The organism is Streptomyces sp. NPDC002156, from assembly GCF_053593675.1.
The window spans coordinates 19,010-33,362 of sequence record NZ_JBSFDA010000109.1 but is presented as its reverse complement, the minus strand read 5'-3'; the positions used below and the strand labels follow the sequence as shown (position 1 = coordinate 33,362).

6 protein-coding genes are annotated in these 14,353 nt (G+C 69.5%); 4 read left to right on the top strand and 2 right to left on the bottom strand.

What is annotated here, in order from left to right:
* Positions 1-157 precede the first annotated feature (157 nt).
* Complete coding sequence (locus tag ACWCRB_RS33585; RefSeq protein WP_450999664.1) at positions 158-1,663, bottom strand: MFS transporter; 1,506 nt, start codon at positions 1,661-1,663, stop codon at positions 158-160.
* 109 nt (positions 1,664-1,772) lie between these two features.
* Between ACWCRB_RS33585 and ACWCRB_RS33580 the strand changes: the two genes are divergently transcribed.
* The 3 genes from ACWCRB_RS33580 to ACWCRB_RS33570 all read left to right on the top strand — a co-directional run bounded on the left by ACWCRB_RS33580 (position 1,773) and on the right by ACWCRB_RS33570 (position 12,049).
* On the top strand, positions 1,773-2,363 hold the full coding sequence (locus tag ACWCRB_RS33580) for a TetR/AcrR family transcriptional regulator (RefSeq protein ID WP_450999663.1): 591 nt from the start codon (positions 1,773-1,775) through the stop codon (positions 2,361-2,363).
* 249 nt (positions 2,364-2,612) lie between these two features.
* On the top strand, positions 2,613-11,708 hold the full coding sequence (locus ACWCRB_RS33575) for a SpvB/TcaC N-terminal domain-containing protein (RefSeq protein ID WP_450999662.1): 9,096 nt from the start codon (positions 2,613-2,615) through the stop codon (positions 11,706-11,708).
* Positions 11,709-11,719: 11 nt separating this feature from the next.
* Positions 11,720-12,049 (top strand): hypothetical protein, encoded by a 330-nt coding sequence (locus tag ACWCRB_RS33570; RefSeq protein WP_450999661.1) that lies wholly within the window; start codon positions 11,720-11,722, stop codon positions 12,047-12,049.
* Between the two features lie 10 nt (positions 12,050-12,059).
* Here the strand turns inward: ACWCRB_RS33570 and ACWCRB_RS33565 are convergent, their stop codons facing one another.
* Entirely contained in the window at positions 12,060-13,274 is a 1,215-nt protein-coding gene (locus ACWCRB_RS33565) for a PucR family transcriptional regulator (protein ID WP_450999665.1), read from the bottom strand.
* A 112-nt stretch (positions 13,275-13,386) separates the two neighbouring features.
* Between ACWCRB_RS33565 and ACWCRB_RS33560 the strand changes: the two genes are divergently transcribed.
* Complete coding sequence (locus ACWCRB_RS33560; protein WP_450999660.1) at positions 13,387-14,313, top strand: proline dehydrogenase family protein; 927 nt, start codon at positions 13,387-13,389, stop codon at positions 14,311-14,313.
* Positions 14,314-14,353 lie beyond the last annotated feature (40 nt).

Genomic DNA, 14,353 nt, shown 5'->3' with positions numbered 1-14,353 from the left:
GTTCAGCCCGCCCACCCCAGCCCGGCACCATCCAGCCTGTCCGGCGTTTGAGGACGAGCGCGTTCAGCGCGATACGGGGGTTCGGGGGCGGAGCCCCCGAGGATGGGAACGGGTAGGGGCGGCGGGGGCGAGAAAAAGCGGGACGAGCCGAGGTCCCTCACTCATCCGGCGTTTTCAACTTCAACGCCAGCACCGCCGCCCCCAGCAACACCACCACCCCCGCGACCGCAGCCGCCTGCATCCCCTGCGCGTAAGCCTCCCGTGCCGCCGTGACCAGCGCGTCTCCCGTGCGCGCCGGGAGCTGCTGGGCCACCGCCAGGGCGCCGCCCAGGGTTTCGTGGGCCTCGGCCGGCGCCGAGGCCGGGATTCCGTGGCGGTAGACCGCCGTACCGATCGAGCCCAGTACGGCCATTCCCAGCGCGCCGCCGAACTCCGCGCCCGTCTCCAGCAGGGAAGCCGCGGCGCCCGCCTTGTCGACCGGGGCGGTGCTCAGGCCCAGGTCCATCAGCTGGGACATCACGGTGACGATGCCGGCCGCGAGGACGCCCGCGCCGGCCAGGACCAGCCACAGGGAGTCGGTGCCCACCAGGGCCAGCAGCCCGTATCCGCAGGCCGCCGTCACGAAGCCGCCCGCGACGACATGGGCGCGCGGTACGCCCCGCTGGACCAGGGCCGCGGCGACGGGGGCCGCGATACCGACCAGGACCGTCGGCAGCAGGCTCCACAGCGCGGCCTCCAAGGAGCTCTTGCCCAGCATCGACTGGAGGTACTGCGTGGTGAAGTACGCCGAGCCCATCATCCCGAACGCCGAGATCAGGTTCAGGGAGACGGCCGGGCCGAAGCCCCGCCCCCGGAACAGCGCGGGGGAGATGAGCGGCGAGGCGGCCGTGCGCTGGCGCTGGACGAAGAGGTACGCGAAGAACAGGCCGACGGTGACCGACATGACGTACCGCGTGTGCCAGCCCTCCGCCGCGATCTCCTTGAGGCCGTAGATCACGGGGAGGACCGCCGCCATCGACAGGGGGACGCTCAGCAGGTCGAAGCGGCCGGGGTTCGCGGACTTCGACTCGGGGAGCAGGGCCGGGCCCAGGACCAGGAGCAGGGCCATCGCGGGCAGGTTGACCAGGAAGACCGAGCCCCACCAGAAGTACTCGACGAGCAGTCCGCTCATCACCGAGCCGAGGGCGACGCCGCCGGTCATCACGCCGGACCACATGCCGATCGCCTTGGCGCGCTGGCCGGGGTCGCGGAACATCGTGCGGATCAGGGCCATCGTCGACGGCATCAGGGTCGCGCCGCCGATGCCGAGGACCGCGCGGGCCGCGATCAGGGTCTCGGCGCTGTTCGCGTAGGCAGCGAGGAGCGAGCCCGCGCCGAAGGCGGCGGCGCCGATGAGGAGGAGCCTGCGGCAGCCGACGCGGTCGCCGAGGGAGCCCATCGTCATCAGCAGGCCGGCCAGGACGAAGGCGTAGATGTCGAAGATCCAGAGTTGCTGGGTGCCGGTCGGGGCCAAGTCCGCGCTGATCGCGGGGACCGCGAAGTAGAGGACGGAGACGTCCATCGAGACCAGCAGCAGCGGCAGCATCAGCACGCCGAGCGCGGTCCATTCGCGGCGACCGGCGCGGGGGCCGGGGGAGGTCGTCGTGCAGGTTGCGTTCGTCATGACGAGCAATGTACGGGCGTTTTAAACGTTCGTCTAGAACGATCGTATAAATCGACCGTATAAATCAGTTGTCTAGGACGGTTGTATGGATCGCGGGTAGGGTGGCCGCATGGGACACCGTGAGGATCTGCTCGAAGGCGCCAAGCGCTGCCTGCTGGAGAAGGGGTTCGTGCGCACGACCGCGCGCGACATCGTCAAGGAGTCGGGGACCAACCTGGCGTCCATCGGCTATCACTACGGCTCGAAGGACAAGCTCCTCGCGGAGGCGTACGTCTCCCTGGTGGAGGGGCTCTCCGACGACTTCGCGCCTGCCGTGGGGCCGGTCGAAGGCAGTGAGCCCGGCTCGCTCGACCGGTTCCAGGAGGTCTGGTCGAACATCATCGGCACGATGCAGGGGCCCGGTTCGCTGTGGCGCCTCAGTGTGGAGATCGTGGCCATGGGAGATCAACTGCCCGCGGTCCGCGACCACTTGGCGCTGGCGCAGCGCGAGGCGGCGCGCGGGATCATCCCGCTGTTCCTCGGTGGCCGCGAGGAGGACGTCCCGGAAGAGGACGTCGACTCCGTCGGCAAGTTCTACAACACGCTGATGACCGGGCTCATCACCCAGTGGGTCTTCGACCCGACGACCGCGCCGGACGCGGATCAGCTCACCGAGGGGCTGCGGCGGGTGATCGAGGCCGCCGGCGGCGGCCGGAACTGACCCGTGTGCGTTTTCCGCCACCTCTGGCGGAGGCCTCCCGAAGCTTCGATTTTCAAGTGACCTCCGGTTCTTCCTCCTTGCCCGCCCGGGCCGCCGTCGTCCTCCGTCGAGCAGAGTTGACGGGTTCTTTACTGGTGGCGCGTGCATGCCAGCCACCAGGATCTGTGTGCGCTAGGTGTGACCTGTGTGTGGGTTGTGTGTGGGAACGACTTCCGAGTTCGCTGGTGCTGCGAAGGGTCGGGGCTGGTCATGGCCGGTCGGGTGTGGGGACACAGACGCTTTATTCCGCTGCTGCTGGGCATCGCCCTGCTCGTCTCGCTGCTGTCCGGCAGCGTCTGGCGGGCCGACGACGACCCGGTGCCCGTCGCCGACGCGCAGCCGGTGGGCGGCTGTGTCCCGGGGTCGGAGGCGGCGGAGAAGGGACCGATCGCCGCCGAGTCCGCGCCGGTCACCACGGAGTGGGTCGTCCCGGGCACCGGGGTCACCAAGGTCGTCGCCCGTGACGGTGCCGAGGCGGCGCTGGCGCCGGAGGCGGTGGACCGGCCGACCGAGATCGGCGTCCAGCCGCTGACCGAGAGCAGTATGCCGAGCCTCGGCTCCGGCATGGACAACATGACCAAGGGGCCGCGCGGTTACCGGTTCACCCCGACCCCGCACACCTTCGAGACCGACCTCACGGTGACCCTGCCGTACGACCCGGAGGCGGTGAAGGCGGCCGGGCTCACGCCGAACGACGTACAGACCTTCTACTTCGACGAGGCGGCCGACTGCTGGCAGGCGCTGGAGCGGATCGCGGTCGACGAGGACAAGCAGGTCGTCGTCTCGCGCACCGACCACTTCACCGACATGGTGAACGCCACCGTCACCGCGCCCGAGGGCCCCGAGCAGGTCAGCCACGACCCGAACCAGATCAAGGGCATCAAGGCCGCCGACCCGGCCACCGGCGTCAACCAGATCTCCGCGCCGGCCGCCAACAACCAGGGCGAGGCCCGGCTCTCGTACCCGCTGGAGCTGCCGGGCGGACGGCAGGGGCTCGCGCCCTCGCTGTCCATCGGCTACTCCTCGGCCGGTTCCGACAGCTGGCTGGGCGCCGGCTGGGATCTGACCTCGCCGGCGGTCTCCGTCGACACCCGCTGGGGCGTGCCGCGCTACGACGCGGACCGGGAGACCGAGACGTACGTCCTCGGCGGCGAGCAGCTCACCCCGGTCGCGCACCGGTCCGAGCCGCGGCCCCGCAGCGAGGGCGACAAGGTCTTCCACACCCGGGTCGAGGGCGGCTTCGCCCGGATCGTCCGCACCGGCGACTCGCCGCGGACGTACGGCTGGGAGGTCACCGACAAGTCCGGGGTCCGCTATGTCTACGGCGGCGAGGGCGCCGTGCTCGCGGACGACGACGGCCGGATCTTCTCCTGGGCCCTGCGCGAGGTGCGCGACCCGCACGGCAACACCGTGCGCTACAGCCACGCGCTGGTCGAGGACGCGGGGGTGGCAGGGGGCACGGTCACCGGCCGCGAACTGTATGTCAAGAAGATCGCCTACACGGGGTTCGGGGACAGCGACGGCCCCTACACCGTCACCTTCGTGCGCGACCGTGAACTGGGCGAACCGCGCCGCTCGGACGTGTCCATCGACGCGCGCGCCGGCTTCAAGCGGGTGACCGCGGACCTGCTGCGCCGGGTCGAGGTGCGGTTCGAGGACCGGTTAGTGCGCGGCTATGAACTGACGTACCAGGAAGGCGCGTTCCACAAGACGCTGCTGAAATCCGTCGCGCAGCTCGACGCCGACGGGAAGGTCTTCACCGAGCACGAGTTCTCCTACTTCGACGACATCCGCGACGCCGACGGCACCTACGAGGCGTTCGCGCGGGTCGACTGGTCCTCGCCGGACGACAACGTGCGCAACGGCCGGGTGAACGGCGTGCGTTCGGGCTCCGGTGAGGCCGGGGCGCTCAACGGCAACACCTCCACCGCCGCCGGCGGGCATCTGTACGTCGGCGTGGGTGCGAGCCGTTCGAAGAGCGGTTCCGTCGGTGCCAAGGCGGGCTACAACCGGTCCACCGACGAGGGCATGCTGGCGCTGCTCGACGTGGACGGCGACAACCTGCCGGACAAGGTCTTCGAGCGGGGCGGCGGTTTCGTCTTCCGCAAGAACCTCTCCCGCCCCGGCGGTGAGCCGAGGTTCGCCGAGGCCACGACCGCGCTGCACAACCTGCCGGGCCTGTTCCGTGAGTCCGCGAGCAGCCGCACCGCCGGTGTCGAGAGCTACTTCGGGGGTGCGCAGCAACTCGACTACGTCAGCACCGTCTCCACCACCCAGCGCTACTTCGCCGACGTCAACGCCGACGGCGTCGTGGACCTGGTCAACGGCTCCGCCGTGCTGTTCGGCCGGGTCGGCTCCGACGGCGAGGTGACCTACGGGTCGGCCGCCGACACCCCCGTGCCGATCGGCACCGGGCCGGTCGACGCGGGCGGCGTGCTGCCCGACCTGGCGGCCGAGCGGGAGCGCCGGATCGCCTCGTTCCCGCTGGTGGACTCGGTCCGCAGATGGACGGCGCCGTACGACGGGACCGTGGCCGTCACCGGCACCGTGGCCCTGGAGGAGGTCGCCGGTGCGCTGCCCGAGTTCGCCGACCCCGACGGTGTGCGGATCGCCGTCCAGCACGAGGACCGTGAGCTGTGGTCGGCCCGTATCACCGAGGGCGACCGCACGGAGCGCACCCCCGAGGGCGTCGACGCCATCGAGGTGAAGCGGGGCGACCAGCTGTACTTCCGGGTCGGTTCGGTCTTCGACGGCGCCGCCGACCAGGTCGCGTGGGACCCGGCGGTCACGTACACCGGCTTCGAGGCGGCCGACGCCAACGGGCTGCCCCTGCACTCCTACACCGCGTCCCGGGACTTCACCCTCGCCGGGCGCGCGGGCAGTGTCGACGCGCCGGTCGACGGCACCCTGCGGGTGACCGGTGACGTGCGGAAGACGGCGGCGCTCACCGACGACGTCACCGTCCTGATCACCCGGGACGGCGATCCGGTGGTCGAGCGGACCATCGACGCCGCCGACACCGGCACCTTCCCCGTCGACACGTCGATCACCGTGACCAAGGGGCAGAAGCTGTCCTGGCGGATCAAGACGGACTCGCCGGTCGACGTGAGCAAGCTGGAATGGGCGCCCCAGGGCGAGTACACCCAGGCCGAGGACGTCGAGGGCGACACCCGGTTCAACCCGCCGTACGACATCGACACCTACACGACCGGCGGAGCCGTCCAGCGCCCGTACACCGCCCCCGGCGGCACGCTGACGGTCGCTCCGCGCGTCGAGGGCGAGTCCGGTACGGCCGTCCTCACCGTCAAGAAGCGCGGTGCGCTGCTCGCGAAGCGGACCGTGGAACTCGGCGCCGAGGAGCCGTCGTTCCAGGTCGACGCCGACGCGGGCGACGAGCTGTACTTCGATGTCACCGGCTCCGGCGTCACCGGGGCGCAGGTGACCGTGAACGGCGACACGGACAACCCGGTCGCCGCCACCGTGCACACCCGTGCCGTCGAGGGCGTCTTCGGGCGCCCGTACCGGGGCTGGTCCGCCGTCGGCTACAACGGCAACGGCGACCGCGCCGAACAGCCCGTCAGGCAGGCCGACCTGACCGGCGAGTCCATCCCCTCGAAGCTGCCCGAGGACGTGGACCCGGAGCGGGACCTGGAGGAGTTCGAGCAGGACCCGCGGGTCACCCCGCCGGACGTCGTGCCGTTCACCCCCGAGCCGGCGCGGGGCCGCTGGTCCTCGGGCGACGTCTGGGTGGCCGCCGGCCAGGTCGCCGGCTCGCGCTACGGCGGCCAGACCATCGGCCTGCCCACCGCGGAGGCCCTGGTCTCCGTGCAGGGCGTGCCCCGTATCTCGGAGTCGCGGCAGATCTCGCTGACCGGGTCGATCGGCGGCCCGGTGGGCAGCGTCGGCGGCAGCGTCGCCCGGGGCACCTCCAAGGGTGTCCTCGACTACCTCGACATGAACGGCGACGGCTATCCCGACGTCGTCGGCGCGGCCGGGGTGCAGTACACCGACCCGACCGGCGTGCTCGGCGCGACCAAGGGCGGTGTGCCCGGCGGATCGGTGCGCGAGTCGGAGAACGTCACCGGCAACGCCAGCGCGGGCAGCGCCGCCCGCACCATCACCACCGGCCGGGGCCATGCCGCCCCGCCGGCCAACGGCACCGCCAACACCGCGACGTCCGGCAACGACATGCCCCCGCTGGGCGTCGGCGGCAACCTCGGCACCGGAAAGTCCGACGGCCGCTTCGACCTGCTGGACATCAACGGCGACGGCCTGCCCGACCGGGTGTACGAGGACGGCCGCGCCGCTCTCAACCTCGGTTACCGCTTCGCCGCCGCCGAACCCTGGCCCGGCGGAAGGATCAACGAAGGCACCAGCTCAAGCTCGGGCCTCAACATCGGCTTCAACACCGACTTCTACGCCTTCGGCGGCGGCGCCTCCTTCGACCAGACCTCGTCGTCCACCAAGAACTCCCTGGCCGACGTCAACGGCGACGGGCTCGCCGACCGGGTCCTCACCGGCAACCCGATCCGGGTCGCGCTCAACACCGGCTCCGGCTTCGCCGACCCGGTGCCCTTCAACGGCAGCCTGAACGGGATCAACGAGGACTCCAACGCCAGGCTCGGCGGCGGCGCCTACTTCACCGTCGCGTTCTGCCCGCTGATCATCACCGGCTGCATCATCATCAACCCGGGCGCGAACGTCTCCACCGGTGCCTCGCGCGCCGAGCAGATGCTGCGCGACATCGACGGCGACGGGCTCGCCGACCACCTCGCCTCCACCAAGGACAGCGAGCTGACCGTCGCCGCCAACCGCACCGGCCGCACCAACCTCCTCAAGTCGGTGTCCCGGCCGCTGGGTTCGCGCATCGACCTCGACTACACGCGCGACGGCAACACCTACGACCAGCCCGGCACCCGCTGGCTGCTGAGCGGCGCGAAGGTCCACGACAACCTGCCCGGCGACGGCGCCGACACCCAGTCGCTCGCCTTCACCTACCAGGGCGGCGAGTTCGACCGTCTGGAGCGCGAGTTCCGCGGCTACAGCGCCGTCACCACCACCCAGGACGGACAGCGCGCCTCCGCCACGGAGTACGACACCGGCAGCCACTACACGCGCGGCCTGGTCAAACGCCAGACGGTGGCGGACAGCACCGGCGCCCTGTTCACCGAGACCCTGAACACCTACGCCCTGCGCGACGTCGCCACCGGCGAGCCCGCCGACGGCGGCTCCACCGGCGCCACGCTCTTCCCGCAGCTGGTGAAGACCGAGTCCCGCTGGTACGAGGGCGAGGCCGAGCCCGGCAAGAGCACGGCGAGCGTGCTGTCGTACGACGATCTGGGCAATGTGACCCGCACGGTCGACTACGGCGAACCGGGCGCCGCCGACGACGTGGAGACGAGAACCCGGTACACCGAGTGCGCCGACACGTACATCGTCGGCATCGCGCGAGCGGTGGAGGTGTACGGCGGCGGGGAGGAGATGCGCTCGCGCGAGTCGAAGGTGGACTGCGCGACGGGCGACATCACCCGCCACACGGCTCACCAGATCCACGCCAAGGAGGCCGACACCGACCTGGAGTACTCCGGCAAGGACGCGGTCACCGACCTGGAGTACTACGACACGGGCACCCTGAAGTCCGTACGGGAGCCGGAGAACCACAAGGGTCAGCGCTACCGGCTGGAGTACGAGTACGACGGCCCGACGGGCACGTACGTGACGTCGACGAAGGACAGCTTCGGCTACCGCTCGACGGGCTCGTACGACCTGAGGTTCGGGCTGCCGACCGAGTCCGTGGACATCAACGACCAGAAGGTCGGCACCACTTACGACCAGGTGGGCCGGGCGACGTCGGTGACCGGCCCGCACGACCACAAGGCGGACATCCCGACCATCGCCTTCGAGTACCGCCCCGAGGCGACCGTCCCCTACGCCGTCACCCGGCACCTGGACCGTGACTCGCACGGCAAGGTGAAGGACGACACGATCGACACCGTCACCTTCGTCGACGGCCTCGGCCGCGTCGTCCAGACGAAGAAGGACGCGGAGGTCGCCGGCCAGGACGTGATGACGGTCTCCGGCCGCACGGTGTACGACGAGCTGGGCCGGGCGGTGAGGCAGTACTACCCGGTCACCGAGCCGAAGGGCGACGCGAACACCGTCTACGACCCGGACGTCGACACGGTCCGCCCGACCACGGTCACCTACGACGTCATGGACCGCCCGCTGCGCACCGAGCTGCCGGACGAGACGGTCTCGACCCTGGAGTACGGCTTCGGCACGGACCGGACCGGCGAGACGCGGTTCGAGACGGTGGCGACCGACGCGAAGGAGAACCGGACCCGCGCCTACGCCGACGTACGACAGCAGAAGACCGCCGTACGCGAACCGGGTGCGAAGACGGACGACGCGCCGATCTGGACGTCCTACGAGTACGACGCCCTGGGCCAGTTGACCAAGGTCAAGGACAACAAGCACAACACCACGAAGAGCGAGTACGACGACTTCGGCCGCCGCACGGCTGTCGACTCCCCGGACTCGGGCCGCACGACGACGGTCTACGACCCGGCGGGCAACGTGATCCGTACGATCACGGCGAACCTGGCCAAGAAGCACAAGGCGATCGAGTACAAGTACGACGTCAACCGGCTGGAAGAGATCAAGTACCCGGTCTTCAAGGACAACAACGTCCGCTACACGTACGGCGATCCGGGCGCCAAGCACAACGCCGCCGGCCGGGTGACGAAGATCGAGGACGCCGCCGGAGTGGTGAAGCGGGAGTACGGCCCCCTCGGCGAGGTCGTCGAGGAGACCCGCACCCTGCCGGGCCCCCTCCACTCGACCAGCGTCTTCACGACCGGCTACCGCTATGACAGCTTCGGCCGGGTCCTGTCGATGACGTACCCCGACGGCGAGGAGCTGGAGTACACCTACGACAGCGGCGGCCAGGTCACGGCCGCCGAGGGCAAGAAGAAGCACTACACCTACGACTACCTGAAGTCCCTGGACTACGACAAGTTCGGCCAGCGGACCCGGATCGAGCTGGGCAACGGCACCTCGACCACGTACACGTACGACGCGGAGGACCGCCGGCTGGCGACGCTCGACTCGACGCTGCCGAAGGGCGATTCCTTCCAGAACCTGAGCTACACGTACGACGCGGTGGGCAACCTCACCCGCCAGGAGAACGAGACCGAACCCGTCACGAGCGGCTCGGAGCCGGGCGGTCCTACGGTCCAGACGTACGAGTACGACAACCTGTACCGCCTGACGAAGGCGACCGGCTCGTACGCCTTCGCCAAGAAGAAGACCGACACGTACTCGCTGTCGACCACGTACGACACGATCCACAACATCACCGGCAAGGCCCAGCGCCACGCGATCGTGCTCGGCGACGTCGACGAAGGCTACGAGCACGTACAGAAGGCCACGACCTACACCAACGGCTACGCGTACAAGGAGAGCCCGCACGCCCCCTCACAGGTGGGCTCGGAGTCCCTGTCGTACGACGCCAACGGCAACCAGGTCGACAACCGGTCCGACAGCTTCGGCCACCCGCGCCGCCAGCAGGTCTGGGACGAGGCGAACCGGCTGGCGTGCGTCCACGACCTGTGGAAGTACGAGACGGTCGACCAGGACCCGTCGTCCTGCGACAAGCCGGGCAAGTCACCGAACGTCCGCTTCCTCTACGACGCGGACGGCGAGCGCGTCGTCAAGGACGGCGCGCAGACGACCCTCTACCCGAACCAGAACTACTCGGCGCGGGGCCTGCAGGAGTTCAAGCACGTGTTCGTGGGCACGACGCGCATCGCGACGAAGACGGTAAAGCCGGCTGTCTTCTACGAGAAGGACCAGTTCTACTACCACGGCGACCACTTGGGCTCGACGGCGTACGGCACGGACGAGAAGGGCCGGGTCGCGGAACACCTCGACTACTTCCCGTCGGGGGAGGTCTGGGTCGACGAGAACAAGGGGTCGGACAACCCGTACCAGTTCTCGGGCAAGGAACTGGACAAGGAGACGGGCTACACGTACCACGGCGACCGCTACTACGACGCGCGGTCGGGCCTGTGGCAGTCGTCCGACCCGGCACTGGGCGACTACCTGGGAGGCGCACCGAACGGCGGCGTGTACACACCGGCCAACCTCTCCTCGTACGCGTACGGGATCAACAACCCACTGAAGTTCACCGACAACTCGGGTGCCTATCTCGACCTGGCCATCGAGGTCGTGAGTATCGGGTTCGGGGTGGCCAGCTTCGTCAGCAACGTCAGGGAGGGCAACTACTGGTCCGCCGCGGCGGACGCGGCGGGTGTGGTGACCGACGTGGCCCTGGCCGTCGTACCGGGTGTCCCCGGTGGCGTGGGCCTCGCACGACAGGCCGCCACGAAGGGCGGGGCAGCCGTCGCCAAGGTCGCCGGGAAGGTGGACGAGGCCAAGGACGTGGCCCAGGCGGCGAAGGGGACGGCCAGGAAGGTCGACGAGGCGGCGGACACCTCCAAGGCCGCCAAGTCCTCCGACAATGTGACGTGCGCCACGAACAGCTTCGTGCCCGGCAGCGAGGTCGTCATGGCCGACGGCTCTGCGAAACCCATCGAGGACGTGGAGACCGGCGACCTGGTCCTGGCCACGGACCCGGAGACCGGCCGCACGGAGGCCAAGCCGGTCACTCACCTGATCACGGGCAAGGGCGAGAAGCATCTGGTCAAGATCACCGTCGACGTGGACGGCGACAAGGGCGACCGCACCGCCTCGGTCACCGCGACCGATGGACACCCTTTCTGGAACGACGCCCTGGACCGCTGGATCGACGCCGATGACCTGAAGCCGGGCATGCGGCTCAGCACCGGTGAGGGCACGCAGATCGAGGTCGAGGCGGTCAAGCCCTGGACGGTGCAAGAACAGGAGGTGCACAACCTCACGGTCGGCGATCTGCATACGTACTATGTACGCGCGGGTAGCACACCGGTTCTGGTTCACAATTCCGGTCCCTGCGGCCCGGACCTGGGTGAGTCCTGGACGCCGAAGCCCGCCTCGCAGGTCTGCGGAAAAGGTGGATGTGAGGATGTCGCCGACCATATTCAGTCGGTCATCGGTGGCGATATCATGCGGATCACCGACAGTTTGGGTGCACCGTACCTTGGTAAGTATCGTGGCATCGACAGCAAGTGGAGTCACCACGATGTAGTCGTCAAGGACGGTCGAGTGTTCGATGCGACAACGGGGAGATTGGGTGAACCGATTGAGCAATTTAAGGCGAATTTCGAGTACGGCGAATACCTCATCTTCAGCCCAGCACCCAGGTAGCGAGTGACGACATGGATCTCCGCGACAGGCTTGCTGACGTGCGTAGGCGTCCGCGCCTGTACGGCCTGAACACATATGGTGAGTTCGCCGCATTCGTGACTGGCATGGATGCGGCGACCGAATGGAGATTCCTCAAAGGGTTTCGCGAGTGGCTGGCCGCCAGGTCCGGTTTTGGTGCCAGTCTCGCGTGGCAGGTCGTGGTGGTCAGAATTGCTTACCCGGGTGAGACTGAAGAATTCTGGGACGCGGCCTCGCGCGGTGAAAGTGATAAAGCGGTTGCCGTTCTTTTCGACGAGCTTCAGTTTTTCCTGGAGGATCGAGAAAAGCGCAACTCTGAATAACCGCGACTTGTCACAGCCGTGCCCCCTTCAGCGCCATGTGCAGCAACAGCCTGTCCTCGCCCTCGTCCAGATCCAGGCCCGTCAGTCGCTCCACGCGGGACAGGCGGTAGTACAGGGTCTGGCGGTGGATTCCCAGGGCCGCCGCCGTGCGCGTCGCCTGGCCCGCGCAGTCGAGGTACGTCTCGGCCGTGCGGGCCAGTTCGCGATGGGCGGGGGAGAGCAGCGGGGTGACCGCCGGGTCGTGGGTCGCGTCCGAGGGGAGGGCTGTCAGGAGGCGGTACGGGCCGATCGTCCGCCACTCCGCGACCGGGCCGAGCCCGGGTTCCGCGCCCACCGCCCGCGCCGCCGCCGACGCCTCCCGCCAGGCCGCCCCCAGCTCCGCCAGACCGCCCCGCCCCCCGGCGACACCCGCCCCGCCCCGCTCACCTGCCCGCTCCAGCAACCGCCCCGCCGCTGTCGTCGCCGGCGTCAGCGTGTCCGGTGCGCGCAGCCTGAGCAGCACCGCCAGGGACTGGGCCGACGTCCCCCACGGCATCGTGCACAGGGCCGTCGCGCCCTGCACCGTACGCACGGAGGGCGCGTCGGACGACGGCCAGGGCGCCACGCAGATCAGCGTGTGGGGCGCGTCGGCCCGGGGCCCGAGCGCCGTACGGAGTTCCGCGATCGCCGTGTCCCGCTGCCAGTCGCGCTCCGCCGTGAGGACGGCCCGCAGCTCCCGGGTCAGATCCGCGCCGTGCTGCGCCTCGTCCGCCAGCAGCGCGCCGATCCGTGCCGTCACCTCCATGGCCGTGGCCAGCTGGGCGTCCGACGGGCCAGGGTCGTCGTCCAGCAGCCAGACATAGCCGAGGACGACACCCCGATGGCGTACCGGGAGACAGATCCGGCCCCGGTAGACCCCCGCCTCCGGGGTGGGCGGGATGCGCACCGGCCCCGTCGCCCGGGTGATCCCGAAGCCCTCGAACCACTCCCGGACCACCGTCGTCGAGCGCCGGGTCAGGATCGAGCGCGTACGCACGGGGTCCAGCGCCGACTCGTCCAGCTCACCCTCACTGTCGTACACGCCGAACGCGATCAGCTCGAAGTCCCGGTTCTCCAGGGTCGCGGGCGCCCCGAGCAGCTCCGAGATCTCGTCGACCAGGTCCTGGTAGTCACCGGCGTGGGGGGAGGATGCGGCGTCGGCAGTCACCCACCCATTCTCCCCTCCTCCCCGGCCACCTTCATACATCTGTCTGAGATCTGCGGCACGGATGCGTGACAGCTGTCGATGGCTCACGATCGGAGGGATCCTTAGGTTTCACGGTGGTTCTCCGTTTACCGGCCTTTTGTGGAGGTGCCCCGTGCTGGGTCCCGTGATTCTCGCCGCCTCGCGCAGCGACCGGCTGCGCCGAGTGATCTCGGCCGCCCCGGTGACCAGGCCGGTCGTCGACCGCTTCATCCCCGGCGAGACGGTCGACGACGTCGTCCCGATCGTCCAGGACCTCACCGACCGAGGCCTGGAAGTCACCCTGGACGTGGTCGGCGAGGACATCACCACCCCCGAGCAGGCCGCCGCCGCCCGGGACGCCTACCTGGAGCTGATCGAGCGGCTCGGCGAACTGGACCTCGGCACCCGCGCCGAGATGTCCGTGAAGCTGTCGCTGTTCGGCCAGGCGCTGGAGGGTGGCCACGAGTTGGCCCTCGCCAACATCCGGCCCGTCGTCGAGGCGGCAGCCGCGATCGGTACGACGGTCACCCTGGACGCGGAGGACCACACGACCCTGGACTCGATGTTCGCCATCCACGACGAACTCCGGAAGGACTTCCCGCAGACCGGCTGCGTCATCCAGGCCTACCTGTACCGCACCGAGGCCGACGCCCGCCGTCTCGCCGACAGCGGCAGCCGCGTACGGCTCGTGAAGGGCGCGTACAAGGAGCCCGCCGAGGTCGCCTACCAGCAGAAGTCCGAGACCGACAAGGCGTACGTCCGGATCCTCCGCATCCTGATGGAGGGCACCGGGTACCCGATGATCGGGTCCCACGACCCGCGCCTCATCTCCATCGCCCAGGAACTCGCCCGCCGCGCCAGCCGCAAGCCCGACGAGTACGAGTTCCAGATGCTGTACGGGATCAGGAGCGACGAGCATCTGCGCCTCGCCGCAGAGGGCCACCGGATGCGCGTCTACACCGCCTACGGCACGGACTGGTACGGCTACTTCATGCGGCGGCTCGCGGAACGCCCCGCCAACCTGCTCTTCTTCGGCCGCTCGATCCTCACCAAGGGCTGAGGCCAAGGGATTTGGCCCCCGACAACACCCGCTCACTCGC